The sequence below is a fragment of the Pedobacter gandavensis genome, from assembly GCF_014172405.1.
In the GTDB taxonomy this organism is placed as follows: domain Bacteria; phylum Bacteroidota; class Bacteroidia; order Sphingobacteriales; family Sphingobacteriaceae; genus Pedobacter; species Pedobacter gandavensis.
On the sequence record NZ_WNXC01000001.1, the window covers coordinates 986,207 to 1,003,283 of the forward strand.

A 17,077-nucleotide genomic window follows, 5' to 3' on the forward strand; every position below is an offset into this window, starting at 1 on the left:
AGAATGGCAACAGAAAGATACCACAGGCAAGTTATTCTCCATGGTTTTGGGGAAACTGCCCAACTTTTATTATCAAAAGCCAGGGTTCTGGTGATTGGCGCTGGAGGAATTGGCTGTCCAGCCCTGCAATATCTTGCTGCAGCTGGGGTTGGATGTATTGGGATTGCAGATGATGATACGGTTGCGCTATCTAATCTTCATCGTCAGGTTCTTTTTAATACTGAGGACATAGACAAACCGAAAGTCCGGATTGCAAAAAAAAGACTTGAAAAGATGAACCCGGAGATTGAAATCATTTCCCATCCTGTACGTCTTGAAAGAGCGCATATCATTGCTTTATTAAAAGACTATGATTATGTATTGGATGGAACCGATAATTTTGAATCCAGATATCTCATTAACGACGCTTGTGTCTTACTTGGGAAACCACTAATATTTGCTGCCGTATCCGGATTTGAAGGGCAATTGGCCATATTTAATGTTGCTGACAAACAAGGTCAGCGCTGTAATTATAGGGATATTTTCCCTATACCTCCTCAGCCGGGAGAAATTGCAGGTTGCGCTGAAAATGGCGTTTTGGGTGTGTTGCCAGGAATTATTGGCACGATGGCTGCAGCGGAAACCATCAAGCTAATTACCGGAATTGGCCGGCCCTTAATTAATCAACTCTTACAGTATAACCTGCTCAGCCAGGATCAATACAAAATGAACATTAGTCCGGGAGACGATTATGCAATAGCTCAAAATGAAGATGATTTTCTAAAGATGACTGATCCCGTTTTTTGTGCGCTAGAAGTTGGTTATACTGAAATTGACGCGGAACAATTGCTCAGCCTTCAAAAACAATCCACAATAATTGTAGATGTCAGAGAGCGACATGAGCTTCCAATTCTCAATGAACAAATCTACAAAAAGGCACCTATGACTGAATTCCCAACATTTTTGGACAGTGATATTGAAGAGGAAAATATGGTATTCATTTGCCAACACGGCATACGTAGTATTCTTGCTGCTCAAGCTGCACAGGAAAAATATGGTACCAGTAAAAACATTTACAGTCTAATTGGAGGTATTGCCAATTGGAAAAATTACTTTTTAGAAGCTACGAAATGAGTCAGAGAAAAATAAAAAACATATTTGTAACCGGCAAGATTGACCCTGCTTTTATAGGAGACAGCATTGCCAAACACAGTTCCAAAACAGCGATTGGCGGTCACAGTATATTTATGGGGCAAGTAAGAAGAGATGAGCTGGATGGCAAATTTGTATCTGCTATAGAATTCACTTCCTATGAAGCTATTGCTTTAGAAAAAATGAATTTGATCAGGGAGGAGATTTTTGACAAATACCCACTAAATTGTCTTCATGTCCATCATAGTCTTGGCCTTGTCAATGCTGGTGAGATCTGCCTTTTTGTATTCTGCTCTTCTGCACATCGTAAGCCAGCAATTGATGCCTGCGCAGAAATCGTAGAACGGTTAAAAGCAGAGCTTCCGATCTGGGGCAAAGAAATATTTGAAGACCACACACATCAATGGAAAGAGAACAACTAAAATGGTAAACATTACACATAAATCAAGTACGCTAAGAATTGCCATTGCAATGGCCACTGTTAAAGTTTCAAAACCAGAAACAATCCAGGCTATTGAACAAAGAAAAATACCAAAGGGAGATGTTTTCGAATTTGCCCGCGCTGCAGGCTTATTAGGGGTAAAAAAAACAAGTGACCTCATCCCCGATTGTCACCCCCTGCCCATAGAATACACCGCTATAACTTACGCTATTGACGGCCTTGAAATCCACATTACAGTAGAAGTTCATACCATATACAAAACCGGTGTAGAAGTTGAAGCCATGCACGGTGCCTCGATTACGGCCCTGACCATGTATGACATGCTTAAGCCGATAGACAAAGGAGTAGAAATTCAAAACATCAGGTTATTAAAAAAATCAGGTGGCAAATCGGACTTTAAAGCGCTACAATTTCCTGAAATAAAAGCGGCGGTAGTGGTTTGTTCTGATTCTGTTTTTTCTGGTAAAAGCCAGGATACTTCAGGAAAATGCATCATTAGTTTACTGGAAAAACTTGATATTGAAACACTGAAGTATGAAATTTTGCCCGATGAGGCCAGTGCGATCAGTGCAAAAACCCTTGAACTCTGCGGATCCGAATATCAATTGCTGATTTTTACCGGTGGAACGGGTCTTTCTCCAAGAGATGTTACCCCTGATGCCATTTCACCATTAATTGAACGCCGTATTGATGGTATTATGGAAACTGCAAGAAATTATGGGCAACAGCGCATGCCTTATGCCATGTTATCCAGAGGTGTAGCTGGATTTATTGGTGAGACTTTGGTACTTACCTTTCCAGGATCAAAGCAGGGAGTAGAAGAATATATTAACGCACTGTTCCCACAAATACTGCATCTTTTTAAAGTAAATAAAGGACAGAAACACTAAACAACATTTAAAAATAGCTAAACTTTTATTACGCTGGATCGTTTGTTTAATACCTGATGAATTTTCATCGGGTATTAAGAAATGGCTGATGTGTTTTTCCACTACGGCAAGTTTTACGGCAGGTGCCGGTCTGCTATTGGTAGGCAGTATTTCCTTGGTCAAGGCTAAAACTACGTCACAGTATGTATTGGCCTGCATTCCTATCCTTTTTGCCGCACAACAACTGATCGAGGGGCTCTTATGGCTGGCGCTTTCCCATGCGGCATATGCCCGCTGGAGCGAGCTCGCAATGTACCTGTTTCTGGCATTTGCCCAGACTGTCTGGCCCATAATGGTCCCATTATCCATGTTGTTGTTCGAGAAGGATCCTGTTAGGAAGAAAATTTTGCTCGGTCTATTAGGGACAGGTGTACTCTCAGCCCTATACCTTGGCTATTCGCTATTAAACTATCATGCCTCGGCTAGAATAGAGGAGCACCATATCAGATATTCACTAGGATTCCCTTTCCAGAGCAGACTGCTCCGAGGCATTCCCTATATGTTGGCTACGGCCATTTCACCATTTGTTTCTAGTCACAAGTTGCTCAGAATGTTGGGCTGGGCGCTGGTACTTTCCTATGTACTCACAGCAATCATCTATACAACTTATCTAACTTCGGTATGGTGCTTCTTTGGGTCGATATTGAGCATGCTGATCCTTTTTATCATCGTAAAAATGAATTCGGAAAATTTAAAAGCTATTGCCATATCCTAATTGTTTCTACTTAGCTATTGGCGTCCATATTGAAGACTCAAAGGAATCGGGATCGCTTGTTTAGTCTTCATGATACTTGGTGTTAAATAGCCAAGTTTTAGCTTATTCTTTTCGTTCTTATGTAAATACTCCAAACGAAGCGTATAAAATCCTTTGGTCAATGGCAAAATATAAGTGTATGGAGAGTTCCGATTGTTGTTAGCATCCTCCCAGCGTATGAGTAACTGATTGTTAAGGTATAATTTTGAATCCTTATCCGCATCAAGAACAAATGCATAGTAACCTTCTTCTTTTGTTTCCATTAATCCCTCAATTACTAAAGCATAGTTGTTTTTCCGTGGTAGTTTATTAACATCAAAATCAGCATTTGTTATTCCTGTTTTCTGTGGTGTCTTCGCTTTAAGATCCTCGGCTTTATCGAATTCCCCTTCATAATAATCATAATGAAAACCACCTGGCTGCAGGTTGTTTTGTTTTGATACAGGTGATAAGGTTTTTCCTTTGATAAAATTACCTGTATTAATCTTATCGTATCTTGCTCGATTGGTAAACTGCTTTACCGTAATTTTAGCTGCATCGTTTACCACAATCTCGGACCATATTTTTGTAGACTTCAGCGTAGGGTCAATGCCATCCATAGTGTAACGAACTCTTGTTGTATCGCCAAAATACCATACTGTAAGCGGTTTGTTTTTTAAAACAATACCATTCATTGGATGAAAATCGATTCCATTATTCTGCCAGCCATAAGAAAATTTTAGTGCATCGTAAGTACTTTTAAATCTTACAGAACTATGCGTTTCATCAGGGTATCGGATACTTTTCCAGGTTAGTCCTTCAGGAGCAAACTTCTTCAGAATTAAATCCATAGTATCAATCTTCATGGTCTCTCCCTCCTTTCCTTCCCTTCCGCTCATAAACAAGGTAATATTTGAATCCTTCAAAGCTGATAATTTCTCAGATGCAATTCTCGGTATATAAGAATTATCCCACCACAAACTTGGATCTACGGCGATATAAGACTTAAATGTTTTTGGCGCAGTCAAAAGCGCATTCACCACAAATAATCCACCGAAGGAGTGTCCCCAGAGCGTATTATCACCATTTGAAGGGTATTTTTGATTGATATAAGGAATCAGTTCATCTTTAATAAAGCCGAGGAAATTCTCTGCCCCGCCTGAAGTCTTCCAATTGTCTATATGTGTTGGAGTAAGGTCTTTGTTCCGATCGATCCCTAATACACTTACAATTATGGTGGAAGGTATGTACTGCTCTGCCTCCAGAAATCCCAGGGTCCTGGAGATTAATCCTGTATTCCAATTTCCGCCATCCAGGACATAAAGCACATCATATTTACTGGTACTCCCAGGTTTATAGTCTTTAGGAACAAATACCTGAATCAGCCTTTTTTGTTTTAATACGATAGAATTTAAGGAGTCAAGCTTTCCAACTTCGATTACATTCCTCACAGTATCTTGTGCCTGAACCAGATTCCCTTGACTTAGGAGTATCCCTACAAGGATGAATAGACTAAAAAACTTATGTTTCATTGAAAAACAGTTATTTAAAGAGTGATCATATCATTCATATCTACATACTAGATAGAGATTGATTTGATCAGGTAACTTATTGATTGTTACAACTCAGCAAAAAACTATCTGATTGGCTCAAAATTTCAGGATTAAGAAAGTATATCAACGACTTAATGCGGTATTTCAACACGGTTCACCAACGGGGATCCGGCCTCGAAGGCATCAATATTATCAAAAGTTACTTTGGCAATTTCCGTCATGGCTTCCTGGGTCAGGAACCCTTGATGCCCGGTAATCAGTACATTTGGAAAAGAGATTAACTGACTAAGTTGTTCGTCCTGAATAATCAATTCAGAAAAATCATGGAAAAAGAAGCCCGATTCCTGTTCATAAACATCCAGCCCAAGGGAACCGATTAAGCCAGATTTTAAGGCTGAAATGATGGCTTTGGTATCAACTAATCCACCTCTACTGGTATTGATCAGCATCGTACCCGGTTTAATCATTTGAAGGCGATCTGCGTTAATCAAATATTGCGTATCAACAGTAAGCGGGCAATGCAATGAAATAATATCAACATCCTGCAAAGTAGCATCCAGAGTCCCATATTCCACACCCAACTCCCGCATCTCCGCTGATGGAAAAGGATCATGGGCTTTGATATGGCAACCAAAACCCTTCAATATTCTACAAAAGGCCTGTCCAATATGACCTGTTCCAATAACAGCTACCTTCCGTTGATTTAAATTTATGCCCATTAGTTTTTCAAGGGAAAAATTCCCCTCTCTAACGCGGTTGTATGCTTTATGTGTTTTTCGATTCAGCGTTAAAATTAGAGCCATCGCATGCTCCGCAACAGCTTCCGGGGAATAGGCAGGTACGCGCAAAACCGGCACTTTCAATTGATCCGCATAATCAACATCAACATTGTTAAATCCAGCGCAGCGCAACACTACTAACTTAAGACCAGATTGATAGAGTTTATCCAGCACTTGCTTGTTCATGATATCGTTAACGAAAATACAAACCGCATCAAACCCAGCCGCCAAAACAGCCGATTCTTCAGAAAGTGATGCTTTAAAAAAAACGATTTGGTGGCCGGTGTTGTGCTGGCTCAAAAAATCTTCATCATATTGACTCGTACTAAAAACTGCAATTTTCATAAATCTGAATTTGTTAAAACGATCTCTGTGAGATCCTGACTATTGTTGCCGATAAGATAGCTATTATTTTTGCCACAGGATTCAAAACAAATGCCTAGAGAAGATAATTATTTTGAAATAGACAGTCATCAGAATTAAATAATTTTGTTGTGAACGGCATAAGAAAGTGCTTCAACTATGTTACTAACGCCTAAACGATCAAAAATACGCCTCCTGTAATACTTCACAGTATCAGGAGCGACAAATATCTTTTCTGCAATTTGGTTAATTGTTAATCCTTGTGCGTGCAATCGTAATATTTCTAGCTCTCTTTTGCTGAGTTTTGGCTTTTCAATTTTGCGCCAAACCATATGCTTAATATTTAATTCCCAGACATCATTAGTGCCTTGTTTATGAATACAGATGTTACCTGCATTTTTATGGTGCGAAATAGAAACAATGCACATCGCTTTCCAAAGTTTTTTATCACTCGTCAAAAACAATGGCGTAAGCTTATGATTGATTAGAATATGTTTACCATCCTCGTTAACCAAATGAAAATCATAAGTTATACTATACATTTTCTTTGTATTCCCAGGTAATTTTTCAAAGAAATCAAATCCTGCTTCATTAATCAGATTTAACAATTGTAAATCATCTTCCGGGACATTTTTGAAGTAGAAATCATAGCCCATATTTAAAACCTCCTCAGAAGTATGTCCACATAAAAATAAGGGATTGTCTGAAACATATTCAAACGCCATCTTTTCATAATCAATAACATAAATACTCTCATACGTTAACCTTGCAAAAGATTGAACAACTTCAAGATATTGTTGCTGTTGAAAATGATCCGCTTCTGATATTTTACCTACCCTATTCTTGGTTAGCAGACTTGAATTTATTTTATTTTTCATTACGAGCAATGGCTTAAAGCAAATCTACACTTTAGTGTAGGTTTTGAAAAAATTTTTGTACCCAATTTTACGGGAATAATGATCGTATGGTTAAGAGAAGATTTAAACCATTACATTTTCTTTAAAAGTAGAACCATGAAAAACAAGACGAATTTAGACTCGATACCCTTTTGGATTTTAACCATTATTTTAGGGACCGCCACCTATAAACAAATAGATTTCGAAAACTTAACCTTTAAACATATGGGCATGGGAATTATTTATTCCCTATGTTTTCTCTTTATGATCTTCGTCCTTGTAAAAGGAAAAAAAGTAAATAAATAATAAATCTAGCCTTATCTATGGAGCATAATTGTCTAAATTGTAGTCAACAAGTAATTGATCATTATTGTCAAAAATGTGGACAAAAATCAAGTACTCACCGATATTCAATTAAACACTTCCTTGAACATGATTTTATACATGGAGTATGGCATGTTGATAAAGGAATTCTTTTTACCATAAAAGAGCTTTTTACAAGACCTGGCCATAGTGTTCGTGAGTTTACCCAAGGTAAAAGGGCTAACTATTTTAATTTCGTCACGCTCATACTTTTAATCCTAACGGTTTCTAGTCTGTTAAACCCATATGTACACTTCAAACTGTCAGACCTGATGTCTCCTAGCGCTGAACGTGCAATGAACTCTTTCGAAGAATTTGCTACAAAATATCCAAAAGTATTACTGGTGATTACCATACCTATTAATTCACTATTTAGCTTCATTTGGTTTAAAAAAGCAAAGCTAAACTATTCAGAAAATTTGGTTTTGAATTCTTACAAAACTGCTTCAGAACTAATTATTGGGCTTTTCTTTGCTGTTTTTGCGATCGTGTTTACAAATACCAACACACTTATATTTCTTTACTTATATGTAATAACCCCTGCTATATTCATATACGGAATTTGGTTCTACGCTCAATTTTACTCGTGCTATGGTTATAGTAAAAAAGCACTGATTTTCAGGAGCATTTTAGTAATTCTCTCCTATACACTATTGCAAGTAATATTTGGATTCATTTGGGGATTTATACAGTGATCAAAGTACGAACAATCCTTTTAAAATAATACACCTCCCCCTCATTCCTTAATCCATACGTTTCACAAAAGTGTAAACTAAAAAACGTAAAACCTGACAACTTGATTCACAGTTACTTAAAATCATTTGATTTTATTATACCTTTAGTTTAAGGCTCTAATAATATTGGGATTCCCTACCCTGAAAAGAGTCTTAGATACTTCTAATCTTCAGGCCCATGCTTTTCAATTCTCTTAACTTCGCACTATTCTTACCCATAGTTTTTTTCTTCTATTGGTTTGTCGCCAATAAAAGTTTAAAATTCCAGAATATCTTATTGCTTTCAACGAGTTATTTTTTTTACGCCTGTTGGGACTGGCGCTTTATGTTTCTATTAATCTTTTCTACTCTTTTGGACTACTTTACCGGAATAAAAATGTTTGAATCCAAAAGCCAAAAGATGAAAAAATTCTGGTTCTGGTTAAGTGTTTGCATCAACCTGGGATTCCTTGCCGTGTTTAAATATTATAATTTCTTTGCAAGCTCATTTGCAGAAGCCCTGGGGAATGTAGGCCTTCAAGTAAATCCATCCACATTAAATATCATACTCCCTGTTGGAATTTCCTTTTATACCTTCCATGGTTTATCTTATGTAATAGATATATACAAGGGTAAAATCCAACCCGAAAGGAATTTTATCGACTACGGCGTATTCGTTAGTTTCTTTCCGCTTCTCGTTGCTGGTCCAATAGAGCGAGCAACCCACCTGTTGCCACAAATACAGCGCAAAAGACAGTTTAATTACACCAATGCAATTGACGGTCTACGCCAGATTTTATGGGGACTCTTTAAGAAAATAGTCATTGCAGATAACTGTGCTGATATCGCCAATAGGGTATTTGACAACCCTGTCGGTCAGCCAGGAAGCATGCTGGTTTTAGGAGCAGTGTTCTTTGCTTTTCAGATTTACGGAGACTTTTCCGGCTATTCTGACATCGCACTAGGGACAGCCCGACTCTTTGGAATTGAACTCTTAAAGAACTTCTCTTTTCCCTATTTTTCTCGTGACATCGCCGAGTTCTGGAGGCGATGGCACATCTCCCTATCCACTTGGTTTCGTGATTACTTATACATTCCATTAGGCGGAAGTAAAGGTGGCCTCTGGAAGAAAGTCAGGAACACCTTTATTATTTTTATTGTCAGTGGCTTTTGGCATGGTGCCAACTGGACATTTATTATTTGGGGAGCATTAAATGCATTGTTCATTATGCCATCTATCCTTTTTAATACCAATAGAGATAATTTGAATATTGTGGCAGAAGGCAAATACCTACCAGGCCTCCGTGATTTTCTGAAAATTGCACTCACCTTTAGCTTAACAGTATTGGCATGGATATTTTTCAGAGCTAAAAGTGTATCCGACGCGATACAATACATCAAGGGCATATTATCCCCCTCCTTGTTTGTAAAACCTGATTTCTCCGAATCTATGATCGTCATTTCCTTCCTTGTTTTGGGATTTCTGACCGTAGAATGGATTGGCAGAGCAGGCCAATTCTCTTTAAGTAATATCACTAAACTACCAGTACCACTGAGATGGTCCTTCTATTTCTCCCTGATACTGCTCATGTTTATTTATCAAGGAGAAGCTCAAACCTTTATATATTTCCAATTTTAACTAGCATCATCACCAAATAAAAAGGCACATAATTATGAAAAAATTCTTGATCAGATTATTCGTATTTACATTTGTGATTGGAGTTGCCGGTGAGCTCATCATTAGAATGTACAAGCTTGTCCCGGATATTCCAAGATTGTATGTTGACAATACAGGGATACAGCGATACGTACCCGGCCAGACTGGATACTATACGAAAGCAAAAACCAAATGGGTCGTGAACAAATATGGTTGGCTTGGCACATCCGATACCAGCAAAGACACCGTGCTCTCTATTATTGGTGATTCCTATATTGAAAACATCATGAATCCAATCACTTGTAATCAAGGAAATAAACTTAAATCCAGATTTAAAGATTATAGTTTTTTCGAAGCAGGAAGGTCTGGTGTCACCTTTATTGAAGCCATGCAAATCAGTAAATTACTAGACTCTACGATCCAACCCAAGATGCACCTCATTTATGTAAGTACCAATGATTTTCCGGAGAGTTCCTCCCTCAATCAACGATATACGGATCGGGTGCAAATTGATTTAAGTAATAAAACCATTCTCCATGGGAATCTCAAAAGTCCAGGTGTAAAAAAAATACTTTACAACATTAAACTCGCCTATTATTTATACTTAAGATTTCCATTATTTGTGGACGCAAAAAACAAAGAAGATCACAAAGGAACCACAGAAAAGTTCGTTAAAATAAAGCCCGAATTCGATGATACCCTTGTCAATAAATTGTTTGCCTACTGCATTGAAAATTATGATATGGACAAAGTAACCCTAGTTTTTCATCCAGGAACTGAACCGGCCATTATTAAATTGGCCAATCAATACCACATCAAACATATTGTATTAAATTCAGAAAAGGATGATAGAGATTGGGCCTTAAATGCCAATGATGGCCATTGGTCTTGTTACGGACATACCCAGGTGGCGAAACAAATTAGCTTCGAGCTCCCTGCCTTATTAAATGCCACGAAAACCGATCCAGATCTAAAGAAAACTGAATTTGCGAAACTCAATCTTTAAGCTGGAGTCTCAACAGGGTTTACACAACCGTAAAAACACATTTTAGCGTGTTTTTTTTTAAACGAAATGTTTAAATTTATTAGCAGTTTATTGTTCATTTAAAATATTATAAAATATGGGATTTTTGCCACTAATACTATCTGCCATAGTTCCTGCAAGTTTTAAGGCTCCAACAAAAAGATCACTGCAACAGTTCTTTCATTCTGGTTTGGTAAAGGTATCTGGAAGTCAGGAAGAAGCTTTATTATGGACTTCCGCACAAGTTAAACTAAGCCCATATATAATGATCCAGGCTTTTTTACAAGGTACTTTCCCTATGCCGAAAGTAGATAATAATAAAATATTTGTTTGGTATGATCCCGATCCCAGAGCAATTATCCCCGTTGCTGATTTTAAAATAAGGAATGATGTAATGCGTTGCTTAAAAAAAAACAGGCTGCAAGAATTAGACAAACGATTTGAAATCAAGATGAATACTAATTTTGAACAAACCGTAATCAATTGCTCGAAATCAAGGGGGAATAAAGGCAACACCTGGATAACCGATGAATACATTAAAGTGATGCTGGAGCTCCATAAAATGGGAATTGCCCATAGCTTTGAAACCTATCAAAATGGAGCGCTTGTAGGTGGTGTTTTCGGAGTCGCTTTAAATGGTTATTTTATAACTTTAAGCCTCTTTAGAACTGTGGATAACGCGAGTAAAGTTGCTTTTTGTTATCTGTTAACCAAACTTAAAGAAGATGGATTTAAACTGCACCTCACCGGCGATGCTGATAGTTGGTTTGCACAATTTGGAGCAGTTAATGTCACAAAAAATGATTTTAGACAGGAACTGATCTCGGCGATTACAGCCCCTGTAACCTTTAGTCCAGGAGTTCCAGATCTTGTCATATAGCCAATTCAATACTAGGAGAATCCCTCAATGATGGAACTTAGGTAATCTTCTTGATTTGATTTTTTAAAGACGATATCCCGGCACTGATTGAAATCTACGAATGCTTTTATGGCATCAATCATCCCTGCGATCTGAATATCGCTTAGTACTATGGCTTCAAAATGCAAGTTATGGACAATCAATAGCTTTTGTTTCCGGTCAGCTTTGGCATCCATCCGCGCTACAAAAGCATCCCCAATCAAAATGGGCAGAGAAAAATAACCGTACTTCCTGTTGGGCGCCGGTACAAAACACTCTACTTGATAATCGAAATTGAAAAAATCTTTCAATCGGTACCGGAAAACATTAAGGATATCAAATGGAGAGAGGATAAAGGCGTCACCGGACAACAAGATATCCGTTTTTTGATGAGGCAACATATAAAATGCACTTTTCATCCCTTCTACTGAAACTGGCTTCAGCTGCCCACCATTAACCATTTTCTCCAACTCCTTTTTGACCAGGTTACCTTTTACACGACGTGCCCGCCAAGCCATTTCCTTGACAGTGGCAATTCCCAATGCACCCAGTGTGCGTCTGATGACATATTGAGCAAATTCTTCCTCCGTTGGTAAAATCTGATCTGTTTCCTCCGGAATCAAATTCATCGGCACATCATAGATTTTCTTAAAGCCGCTGGTACGCGTGATCATTAAATCACCCTCCAGATACAACCTTTCCAATGCGACTTTAGACGGCCGCCAGTCCCACCATCCTGAGCTAGGTTCTAATCGATCATTGTCAAAATCTCCAACCATCAACTGACCTTCGCGTTGCACCCGGTCAAGTATCTCCTTCATCAAACTTTCTTCAGCTTTAGTTAATGCTTTCCGCTGAGCAGCAAATGCTTGCTTCAATACCAGTGAAAAACGAAAGTCATGCATTGGCAGGTAACCTGCATCTGAGCTGAGGTACTCAAAAATTAAACCATCAGCCGATAGTTCTTCCAACCACTCCGGCCTATAATCAGGCACACGTGCAGCCATCACATGGTGATGCGCCCGCTCGACTACAAAATTCGTATCTAACTGCACAAAACCCAGTTGATCAATCAATTGACAAACCGCTTCCCGGCCCATTCCAAACTGTGCCCGCTTGGCCAATCCCGCTGCATGGAGGATGATCTTTCTGGCTTGAGCTTTACTAAGCATCAGTGATTCCATAACAGCAAAATAATGAAAAGAAGATTAGATCCCCAAAAACTTAAAAGGTTCTGCTGCTTTAAAATTTGAATTTGACAACCCATTCAAAGCGAGATCCGGCTTCAAAGCTAATTTCATCGCTTTTGAGCCTTCCTTCAGGTCAAATTTATTGAGGTCTACCCAAAAAGTTCCAGGGGTCAAAACATTTTCAAAATAATAGACTTTATTTTTTTGATCTGCAACAGACCTCCATCGGGTTGAGGAGATATTCGGCTCTGTTTCTGAGCTGATTCCGAAAGGGACCGAACAATTTCTGATCACACTAAACACGCTTGCTACAGCAATCCTCGTATCATCTGTTTGTGGAATGGCCTTGATATAATAAGATGCTCTCACAAAGCGATCGGCTGCACGGTTGGTCCCTGGTAGCATAATTGTCCCAGGAATACCCGCCCAATAATTATTTAAGGCAAGTTGTTCTCCAAATACTGGCGAATTTGTCATCACGGTATAAGCAGGATCATGATGAATCACCAATTTCCCATTGATGTATTCAAATATTGCATTGTCCCCAGAAGCATCAGAAATTGACAAATGAAGGGTGGTGAATTTTTTAGTACCAGGAACATAATCACTAACCACTACAAATGATTCGTCCTTTAATGCATTTACTGCTTCGTTTACACTGGCAAAATTATCCAATACATATTGCGCCCATGCGGAAATGCTAATGCCCTTCTTTTTACCTTCCGGATCAAATTTTGGATAGCTAGATTCTACCAACCACAACACATTGGCTACCAAACCCTTTTCATTCAAACCGTCCACAGTAGCAATATCCCAGGCACTGGAGATGACACTACCATACTTGGATTTCCATTTCAAGGATTGTCGGCCAACTTCTCCAGTCCTGTCGATTCCTCTAGGGAATACCCAAAGATTAGCCGAAATTTCATCTTTCCAATCCATACTGCGGGCTGTGATCACTGTACCATTCGGGCCTTTATACACCACTCGTGTACAGGCTAAAGATTCCTTCTGAACCAGAAGAAATGCTACAAAAATAAAAGAGAAAAAATACTTCATAAGCATTTGGGTTTTAATTAGCTACAACGTAAACAAAAAAAACATGGATGAAGTTTGGATAATAATTTTATGGCACATTATTTGGCTTAAATCAAACCAAATCTTCTTGTGATGGAAAACGAACAAATTTGCGAGCATATCAAAAACTTACAAGAGCTAAAACTCCCTAAAGAGCTCGTCTGTGAAGAATGCGTTAAAATAGGTGGTCAATGGGTTCATTTGCGGACTTGTCAGACTTGTGGGATGACGCTTTGCTGTGATGACTCCCCCAATACGCATATGACAAAACATTATCACAGCACCGCTCACCCGGTTGTCATCTCTGCTGTCCCTGGTGAAAGGTGGTTATGGTGTTATAAAGACGAGATTTTTAGTGAGTATTAATATTCCAGTGATACCCTATCCCATTTGGCCAAATCAGCACCAATAGCATACGTACTTCGTAAAAATTCAAGTAGTTTATCTTCAGCGTTTGTTGCGTTTTGTACAGCGGAATATGGCAAAATGAATTCACCTAATTTAGGATGATAATAGGCCTCGTCCGGTTGAACTTTTGCTGTTTTATATCCTTCCGGTTCTGGATACAGGTAACCATAAAATACGGCTTCTTTTAAATCTGCTCCACCTGTCCAAAATCCACAGCTGCTTACCTCCTTACAATAAGCATCCTCTGCAACCCAATTGGGCATACCAGGCACTCCCCCAGGATGTTTGGGTGCCTCAGAACCAGAGAAAAAGGACAATGCTAAATCAAAACTTCCCCAAAAGAAATGAATAGGGCTACACTTACCCTTAAATTCAGCTCTAAACTTCAAGAAAACAGCTTGTATGTGCAGCAAGGCCTTATGGAAAGCAATAACCTCCTCTTCCTCATAACTAGCATGGATGGTATCTAATTCAAAAGGAATTGGATGAAGTAGCTCTACAGGCGTAGCTTTAATCAACAGGTTGATTTTTAAGTCGTTTAACAACTTGAAAATTTTCTGGTAGAAATCAGCAACAGAGATTCCATGCAAGTCAAATTGCCTGACTTCCCCACTGCTGGTTGTAATTTTTAACAAATGGGCTATAAAATCAAAATCTATCTGAAAATCCAGGTCTTTATAGCGCATAGATTGCGTCGTTAAGCCAGTAGCTGTAACATGCAGCGTAATGTGCCAGGAATGGTTTACCCAGGGCAGAACTGCAAGTTTTATTTTTCCTACAATCTGTGTCCATAGTTGTAAAGTTTCATAGGTAGAACTCCCCCTTTCATAAGAAAGTATTGGCCATTTCTGTTCCATAATGTTCTATTTTACAATTTAATAAGCTACTGGAGCCATTTTTCCTTTCACATTTTTACCTCCTTGAGCATTCATTGCTTTCAATTTGGTAAGCTGATCTGGCTTAAGTATAGATTGATATTCTTGCATACGGTAATCAGCGATAGCTTTTGATGCCTTTGGATCTTGTGGTTTAGTGAGCTTTAGTGCATCCTTACGTCGAATACACTCCGTATTAACCGCCAGAACCTTTGCATATTGGTTATCATCTAGGTTAAGCTTCTGCTTTAATTCTTTGGAATAGGCAACCGCACGCTGCTCTGCAGATTGAGGGGCTGCCTGCATTTTTTTAGCAGGTTGTTGTTTTGATGTAGCCAGAGGAGCAGCTGTTTGGGCGGTAGCAGGTAATACTGCTGCCGCAAGGACGAAAGCCAAAAGGAAGTTTTTCATAATGCTTTGTTTTTAAACAATATTGGTTCATAACAATCCAGAATTACAAAAAGTTTTTAGCGGGGTACGTATTAAGATTTCATATATTGGGTTTGATGTTTGACCAGCATCCCCTCTGAATTCAACTATCTAAAACCTAATCTATGAAGATATTTTTTGGAATTTTTGTCTTAGTCTTTGTCATTTCGAATGCCATAGGTTTCCCTAAGCCCTTTTTTAAACTGACAACTACAAATGCTGATTTGGGTAAAGCAGAAATCTATTCGTTTGTGTTGGAATCAATGCTGATCAATTTAACCTTTTGTCTATTGCTTGCTTTAGTTTTAACAAAACTATGGCTTATTCGTAAAAAGTCATTAGGGATAAAAAATTAACAAATAATATAACACTGCCCCAAAATTTCCTGAATTTTGGGGCAGTGTTAATTACAACTATCCTGACTATTTAGGAACAGTCCAGAATAGATTAGGATTGTTTGTTTTGTAGTTTATAAGTTTCACCCCCTTCTCTTGAACAATCGTCTCCTTCTTTTGTGGCGCTTGAACCAGACCATCTAAGGGTAGCAATTCGACATAAGTTATTTCCTTTCCGCTGGTTAGAGTTTCCGTATCATATTGGCTTACCAATGGAGTTTCCAGGCGATAAAGATTCTTTGCCATATAGGTTTGCAGGTAGGCCTCTTTGGTCTGCAATGATGACCGATTCCAGTTCGCATCGGCATTAAGCACCAATGGCATGCCTTTAATCAAACGTTCTCTCACTTCTTGTATGCCCAGAAGCCCCCCCTTTTCATCCATCACATAAGCATCAAATGTAGGATCGATCCATATCCACTTTTTCAAATCTTTGATGTACACCATATTGATCACATGGCAGTCGTCAAATTTTGTTTCTTTTGGCATACAGGTAATGTATCTGGATGTTATGCCCATAGATAGATAACATTCGTTTAGTATGGTGGCCAGCATCCTGCAGTTTACCCCACGGTTTTCTTGCTTGCAAACCTTAATGAGTTCAATCGCATTTTTTAATGTCGGATTGTTACTACTACCATCATGTCTGACAAGATTATGTACCCAATGCAAAAGGTTAAATACTTTCGAAAGCTCATTTCCTTTACCTGCAACAGAATCCAAATTAAGATCCTTCCTAATCCGAACAAGGTTAGGATCATCCATTGCCTGATAACTGAAGACAGGGATTTCACGCTGATCTGAAAAACTGTATTTTTCAGCTTTGCGAAGGGTATCCAGATAAGCAGGTTGTGTTCTTCTAGGTGCTTTTGCATCATATTTCACTTGTGTTCTCGCAGTATCCTTTCCATTAACCAAGATGATAAAATTATATTCCCCTACTTTCGGGTCAACTTTGAATGAAATTGATTCGAGATCAGTGTAAAAGGTCACTTTTTTTGCATCAGTATTATAAACGTCCAATTTTTCATTTGGCGTAACCGTCCAGGCATTTTTTCGGACAGGATTATTGTCGTCTTTAATATCCACTTGCAAGGAACTTGCTTTGATAATGGGTACTTTCTTTTGGGCTAAGGCTATGTTTACCACAAAAGGCAGTAGTAAAATGGTGGAGAGTTTGATTTTCATATTGGTTGATTCAAAAATTAAGGTAACGGTTATT

At 38.5% G+C, this 17,077-nt stretch carries 18 protein-coding genes and 1 pseudogene; 10 read left to right on the forward strand and 9 right to left on the reverse strand.

Annotation, left to right across the window (positions count from 1 at the left end; all coding sequences use genetic code 11):
* Positions 1–3 precede the first annotated feature (3 nt).
* The 4 genes from GM920_RS03880 (at position 4) to GM920_RS03895 (ending at position 3,217) form a co-directional block, all read left to right on the forward strand.
* On the forward strand, positions 4–1,113 hold the full coding sequence (locus tag GM920_RS03880; protein ID WP_182953582.1) for a HesA/MoeB/ThiF family protein: 1,110 nt from the start codon (positions 4–6) through the stop codon (positions 1,111–1,113).
* A complete protein-coding gene (locus tag GM920_RS03885) occupies positions 1,110–1,553 on the forward strand; it encodes a molybdenum cofactor biosynthesis protein MoaE (protein WP_182953584.1) in 444 nt (147 codons plus the stop codon). Before GM920_RS03880 ends, GM920_RS03885 begins: the two co-directional genes overlap by 4 nt.
* Positions 1,516–2,463 carry a bifunctional molybdenum cofactor biosynthesis protein MoaC/MoaB gene (gene moaCB / locus GM920_RS03890; protein ID WP_235964423.1) on the forward strand — a complete coding sequence of 316 codons (948 nt, stop codon included), beginning with the start codon at positions 1,516–1,518 and terminating at the stop codon, positions 2,461–2,463. The genes GM920_RS03885 and moaCB overlap by 38 nt, the downstream gene beginning before the upstream one ends.
* Positions 2,464–2,551: 88 nt before the next feature.
* A complete protein-coding gene (locus GM920_RS03895; protein WP_182953586.1) occupies positions 2,552–3,217 on the forward strand; it encodes a DUF6629 family protein in 666 nt (221 codons plus the stop codon).
* 14 nt (positions 3,218–3,231) lie between these two features.
* Here the strand turns inward: GM920_RS03895 and GM920_RS03900 are convergent, their stop codons facing one another.
* The 3 genes from GM920_RS03900 to GM920_RS03910 form a co-directional block, all read right to left on the reverse strand.
* Complete coding sequence (locus GM920_RS03900; RefSeq protein WP_182953587.1) at positions 3,232–4,767, reverse strand: alpha/beta hydrolase-fold protein; 1,536 nt, start codon at positions 4,765–4,767, stop codon at positions 3,232–3,234.
* Between the two features lie 152 nt (positions 4,768–4,919).
* A complete protein-coding gene (locus tag GM920_RS03905; protein WP_182953589.1) occupies positions 4,920–5,912 on the reverse strand; it encodes a 2-hydroxyacid dehydrogenase in 993 nt (330 codons plus the stop codon).
* A 134-nt stretch (positions 5,913–6,046) separates the two neighbouring features.
* Complete coding sequence (locus GM920_RS03910; RefSeq protein WP_182953591.1) at positions 6,047–6,808, reverse strand: response regulator transcription factor; 762 nt, start codon at positions 6,806–6,808, stop codon at positions 6,047–6,049.
* 341 nt (positions 6,809–7,149) lie between these two features.
* On the opposite strand from GM920_RS03910, the pseudogene GM920_RS23665 reads away from it, so the two are divergent.
* Positions 7,150–7,356 (forward strand): annotated as a pseudogene (locus tag GM920_RS23665) (DUF3667 domain-containing protein); the annotation flags it as partial.
* Positions 7,357–7,373: 17 nt separating this feature from the next.
* Here GM920_RS23665 and GM920_RS23670 read toward each other — a convergent pair.
* Positions 7,374–7,571, reverse strand: coding sequence for a hypothetical protein (locus GM920_RS23670; RefSeq protein ID WP_235964481.1), 198 nt, complete (start codon positions 7,569–7,571; stop codon positions 7,374–7,376).
* 752 nt (positions 7,572–8,323) lie between these two features.
* Between GM920_RS23670 and GM920_RS03920 the strand changes: the two genes are divergently transcribed.
* The 3 genes from GM920_RS03920 (at position 8,324) to GM920_RS03930 (ending at position 11,463) form a co-directional block, all read left to right on the forward strand.
* Positions 8,324–9,541 carry an MBOAT family O-acyltransferase gene (locus GM920_RS03920; RefSeq protein WP_235964424.1) on the forward strand — a complete coding sequence of 406 codons (1,218 nt, stop codon included), beginning with the start codon at positions 8,324–8,326 and terminating at the stop codon, positions 9,539–9,541.
* Between the two features lie 34 nt (positions 9,542–9,575).
* Complete coding sequence (locus GM920_RS03925) at positions 9,576–10,565, forward strand: hypothetical protein (RefSeq protein ID WP_182953596.1); 990 nt, start codon at positions 9,576–9,578, stop codon at positions 10,563–10,565.
* A 124-nt stretch (positions 10,566–10,689) separates the two neighbouring features.
* A complete protein-coding gene (locus tag GM920_RS03930) occupies positions 10,690–11,463 on the forward strand; it encodes a leucyl/phenylalanyl-tRNA--protein transferase (protein ID WP_235964425.1) in 774 nt (257 codons plus the stop codon).
* A gap of 11 nt (positions 11,464–11,474) precedes the next feature.
* Here the strand turns inward: GM920_RS03930 and GM920_RS03935 are convergent, their stop codons facing one another.
* Positions 11,475–12,665, reverse strand: a complete 1,191-nt coding sequence (locus GM920_RS03935) for a winged helix-turn-helix domain-containing protein (protein WP_182953599.1) — start codon at positions 12,663–12,665, stop codon at positions 11,475–11,477.
* 24 nt (positions 12,666–12,689) lie between these two features.
* Positions 12,690–13,730: a linear amide C-N hydrolase gene (locus tag GM920_RS03940; RefSeq protein WP_182953601.1), complete on the reverse strand. Its 1,041-nt coding sequence runs from the start codon at positions 13,728–13,730 to the stop codon at positions 12,690–12,692.
* 111 nt (positions 13,731–13,841) lie between these two features.
* On the opposite strand from GM920_RS03940, the gene GM920_RS03945 reads away from it, so the two are divergent.
* Positions 13,842–14,114, forward strand: a complete 273-nt coding sequence (locus tag GM920_RS03945) for a UBP-type zinc finger domain-containing protein (RefSeq protein WP_182953602.1) — start codon at positions 13,842–13,844, stop codon at positions 14,112–14,114.
* Here the strand turns inward: GM920_RS03945 and GM920_RS03950 are convergent.
* Entirely contained in the window at positions 14,111–15,013 is a 903-nt protein-coding gene (locus GM920_RS03950) for a DUF5996 family protein (RefSeq protein ID WP_182953604.1), read from the reverse strand. The genes GM920_RS03945 and GM920_RS03950 overlap by 4 nt on opposite strands.
* An 18-nt stretch (positions 15,014–15,031) precedes the next feature.
* Positions 15,032–15,442 (reverse strand): hypothetical protein, encoded by a 411-nt coding sequence (locus GM920_RS03955; protein WP_182953606.1) that lies wholly within the window; start codon positions 15,440–15,442, stop codon positions 15,032–15,034.
* Between the two features lie 143 nt (positions 15,443–15,585).
* Between GM920_RS03955 and GM920_RS03960 the strand changes: the two genes are divergently transcribed.
* A complete protein-coding gene (locus GM920_RS03960) occupies positions 15,586–15,816 on the forward strand; it encodes a hypothetical protein (protein WP_182953608.1) in 231 nt (76 codons plus the stop codon).
* A gap of 66 nt (positions 15,817–15,882) precedes the next feature.
* Here the strand turns inward: GM920_RS03960 and GM920_RS03965 are convergent, their stop codons facing one another.
* The gene (locus GM920_RS03965; RefSeq protein ID WP_182953610.1) at positions 15,883–17,043 is read right to left on the reverse strand and encodes a transglutaminase domain-containing protein; all 1,161 of its coding nucleotides are present in this window, start codon (positions 17,041–17,043) and stop codon (positions 15,883–15,885) included.
* Positions 17,044–17,077 lie beyond the last annotated feature (34 nt).

Excerpts from the sequence above, each read along its gene's own strand:
- GM920_RS03900 (WP_182953587.1), bottom strand. The coding sequence starts at position 4,767 with ATGAAACATAAGTTTTTTAGTCTATTCATCCTTGTAGGGATACTCCTA.
- GM920_RS03895 (WP_182953586.1), top strand. The coding sequence starts at position 2,552 with ATGTGTTTTTCCACTACGGCAAGTTTTACGGCAGGTGCCGGTCTGCTA.
- GM920_RS03950 (WP_182953604.1), bottom strand. The coding sequence starts at position 15,013 with ATGGAACAGAAATGGCCAATACTTTCTTATGAAAGGGGGAGTTCTACC.
- GM920_RS03885 (WP_182953584.1), top strand. The coding sequence starts at position 1,110 with ATGAGTCAGAGAAAAATAAAAAACATATTTGTAACCGGCAAGATTGAC.
- GM920_RS03945 (WP_182953602.1), top strand. The coding sequence starts at position 13,842 with ATGGAAAACGAACAAATTTGCGAGCATATCAAAAACTTACAAGAGCTA.
- GM920_RS03940 (WP_182953601.1), bottom strand. The coding sequence starts at position 13,730 with ATGAAGTATTTTTTCTCTTTTATTTTTGTAGCATTTCTTCTGGTTCAG.
- GM920_RS03920 (WP_235964424.1), top strand. The coding sequence starts at position 8,324 with ATGAAAAAATTCTGGTTCTGGTTAAGTGTTTGCATCAACCTGGGATTC.
- GM920_RS03960 (WP_182953608.1), top strand. The coding sequence starts at position 15,586 with ATGAAGATATTTTTTGGAATTTTTGTCTTAGTCTTTGTCATTTCGAAT.
- GM920_RS23670 (WP_235964481.1), bottom strand. The coding sequence starts at position 7,571 with ATGAAGCTAAATAGTGAATTAATAGGTATGGTAATCACCAGTAATACT.
- GM920_RS03925 (WP_182953596.1), top strand. The coding sequence starts at position 9,576 with ATGAAAAAATTCTTGATCAGATTATTCGTATTTACATTTGTGATTGGA.
- GM920_RS03965 (WP_182953610.1), bottom strand. The coding sequence starts at position 17,043 with ATGAAAATCAAACTCTCCACCATTTTACTACTGCCTTTTGTGGTAAAC.
- GM920_RS03955 (WP_182953606.1), bottom strand. The coding sequence starts at position 15,442 with ATGAAAAACTTCCTTTTGGCTTTCGTCCTTGCGGCAGCAGTATTACCT.
- GM920_RS03880 (WP_182953582.1), top strand. The coding sequence starts at position 4 with ATGGCAACAGAAAGATACCACAGGCAAGTTATTCTCCATGGTTTTGGG.
- GM920_RS03905 (WP_182953589.1), bottom strand. The coding sequence starts at position 5,912 with ATGAAAATTGCAGTTTTTAGTACGAGTCAATATGATGAAGATTTTTTG.
- GM920_RS03910 (WP_182953591.1), bottom strand. The coding sequence starts at position 6,808 with ATGAAAAATAAAATAAATTCAAGTCTGCTAACCAAGAATAGGGTAGGT.
- GM920_RS03935 (WP_182953599.1), bottom strand. The coding sequence starts at position 12,665 with ATGGAATCACTGATGCTTAGTAAAGCTCAAGCCAGAAAGATCATCCTC.